Origin of the sequence: Terrisporobacter sp. (genome assembly GCF_017888745.1) — a bacterium.
GTDB lineage: Bacteria > Bacillota > Clostridia > Peptostreptococcales > Peptostreptococcaceae > Terrisporobacter.
The window spans coordinates 1-2,848 of record NZ_JAGHFM010000100.1; the positions used below are offsets into that span (position 1 = coordinate 1).

A 2,848-nucleotide genomic window follows, 5' to 3' on the forward strand; every position below is an offset into this window, starting at 1 on the left:
AATTTTTAACACTATAAAAGCTTCAGAGATAGGAATAAAAAATTTTCAAATTGTGAGTAGATCTAATGATATTTGGGAATTAGTTTTTTTAATAGAGTATGACAAAAGAATAATATTAGAGGAGCTTACAAATGAACTAAAAAATATAAATTATGTTGTAAATATGGAATGTTTAAGATAGTCTTTTAGTGTGATTTGTTATTAAATTTTGGAAATAATAAAATATATAACAATTAAAAATTTTACTAGATAAATTTATTGATTAAGGAGTGAATAGTATGGAGAGAAACCAAATTGAAAATAAGTATAAATGGTCTATTGATGAAATGTATCCAGATTCACAGGCTATTGAAAAAGACATACAAAAGTTAAAAGAATTAATTGAAGAGTGTAAAAAGTTCAAGGGCATTTTAGCTGATAATGAAGGCAACTTGTATAAAGCTTTAAACTTATCAGAAGAAGCTTCTAGAATATTACAGAACCTATATGTTTATACTCATATGAAGAGTCATGAAGATACTAGAATAAATAAAAATCAAGCTGATGCTACGAAAACAGATATGCTATCTACAGAGCTTTCTATGGCAACATCTTATATAGTACCAGAAATCATATCTATAGATAGTAATAAATTAGAAACATATTTACAAAACGAAAAATTATCTCATTATAAAAAATATATAGATGATATATTGAGATTGAAACCACATACTTTAAATGAAAGAGAAGAAGAGCTATTAGCGGCAGTTTCCGATTTATCCGGTGTACCAGAGAATGTTTATGATATGCTATCATTTGCTGACTTGCAATTTCCAGAAATAGAAGATGAAGAAGGGAAAAAAGTAAGAGTAACTCATTCAAACTTTAGTTTATTCTTAAAAAGTAAGAATCAAAGAGTAAGAAAAGATGCTTTTGAAGCTTTATATTCTATATACAATCAATATAAGAATACTTTTGCATCAACACTTTATGGCGGCATAAAAGGTGAAATATTCTATGCAAAAATAAGAAAATATGAATCAGCATTACAAGCTTCTCTATTCCAAGATGATGTAAGTGTGGAAGTGTATGATAATTTAATTGAAGCAGTTCACGAAAACTTACATACATTAAATGAGTATAGTGAACTTAAGAAGAAATTCTTAGGATTAGATAAAATAAATATGTATGACTTATATGTACCCCTGACTGATAACTTTGATATGGAAATACCATATGAAAAAGCTCAAGAAATAATTTTAGAAGCATTAAAACCTTTAGGAGAAGAATATTTAGAAAATGTTAAAAAAGCATTTGATGAGGGTTGGATAGATGTTTATGGAAATGAAGGTAAACAAGGTGGAGCTTATTCATGGGGTAGCTATGATTCTAAGTCATATATATTAATGAGTTATAAGGATGATTTAAATTCATTATTTACTTTAATACATGAAATGGGTCATTCAATGCATAGTTATTACTCAAAAAATAATCAACCTTATTTATATTCAGGATATAAAATATTTGTTGCAGAAGTTGCATCAACTTTAAATGAGTTGTTATTAATAAATTATTTATTAGAAAATGCTAAATCAAAAGAAGAAAGAGTTTATTTATTAAACTATTATTTAGAACAATTTAGAACCACAGTATATAGACAAACAATGTTTGCTGAGTTTGAAAAAATATGCCATAGTAAAGTAGAAAATGGGGAACCATTAACGGCAGAAGACTTTACAAATATTTACTACGACTTAAATAAATTATACTATGGAGAATCTTGCAAGGTGAACGAAGAAATAGGATTAGAATGGGCTAGAATTCCTCATTTCTATAGTAATTTCTATGTTTATAAATATGCTACAGGATTCTCTGCTGCAAGTGCTTTAAGCAAACAAATACTTGAAGAAGGAGAAGGCGCAGTTGAGAGATATAAAGAGTTCTTAAAGAGCGGAGGTTCAGAATTCCCATTAGATCAACTAAGAAAAGCTGGTGTTGATATGGAGAAAAAAGAATCCGTTGATAAAGCTCTACATGTATTTAAAGATTTAGTAGAGAAATTAGAAAAAGAATTATAGAATAGCCTTCTAAAAGGAGTTATTCAAGACATAAAGTTTTGAAATAACTCCTTTTATATTGTGAAGTTAAAATATATAATGGTTATAATAAATCATTAAAGAGATGGGGAATAAACATGAAGAATATGTTGATTAAATCATTACCATTTATTATAGGAGGAATAATAGGTATTGTTTTAGTAATTAATGGAGTTAGTTTAGAATATTTTGAAGATATGGTTGTCCCTATATTATTATTTATACCAGTATCAATTTCACAACTGATAATTTTTGTAATAGCACACGAATTAAGTCATGGTTTTATTGCAGAAAAAAATGGTTTGAGATTTACAGTATTATATTTAGGTCCATTTACTTTTAAAAGAGAAAATAGAAAATTCAAAAGGATGAAAGGAATTTCTAAACAATCTGTATTTATTGGTAGAGCTCAGATTGATAATATGGAGATTATAAATAAATATGATATTGAAAACAGTAGAGAATCATGGATAAAAGCAATACAAGCGGGACCTTTAAGTGATTTAATTTTATTTATTATATTCATAATAATAGCTATAATATTTAAGTCAAAATTATTGTTTTTTTCAACAATAATAGTATGTTTACTTATGTGCATACCAAGTTATGTTATGGGAGATGGTAAACATATAAAGGCTTTAAAGGATGATAAAATATTTACAGATGTAATTTTATATACATATAGCATATCAGGAAATACTTACGTTTCAGATGAATCAAAGTTATTTCTTATGGACAGAATCATAGAAGATTTAAATGAAAATGATGTTACT

General features: G+C 26.6%; 2 protein-coding genes and 1 pseudogene. All 3 read left to right on the forward strand.

Annotated elements, in window-relative coordinates:
- Positions 1-181, forward strand: a pseudogene (locus tag J7G74_RS05135) (MgtC/SapB family protein); the annotation flags it as partial.
- A 97-nt stretch (positions 182-278) separates the two neighbouring features.
- The gene (gene pepF, locus J7G74_RS05140; RefSeq protein WP_297132696.1) at positions 279-2,057 is read left to right on the forward strand and encodes an oligoendopeptidase F; all 1,779 of its coding nucleotides are present in this window, start codon (positions 279-281) and stop codon (positions 2,055-2,057) included.
- A gap of 116 nt (positions 2,058-2,173) precedes the next feature.
- On the forward strand, positions 2,174-2,848 hold a 675-nt coding region (locus J7G74_RS05145), incomplete at its 3' end, for a site-2 protease family protein (protein WP_297132702.1).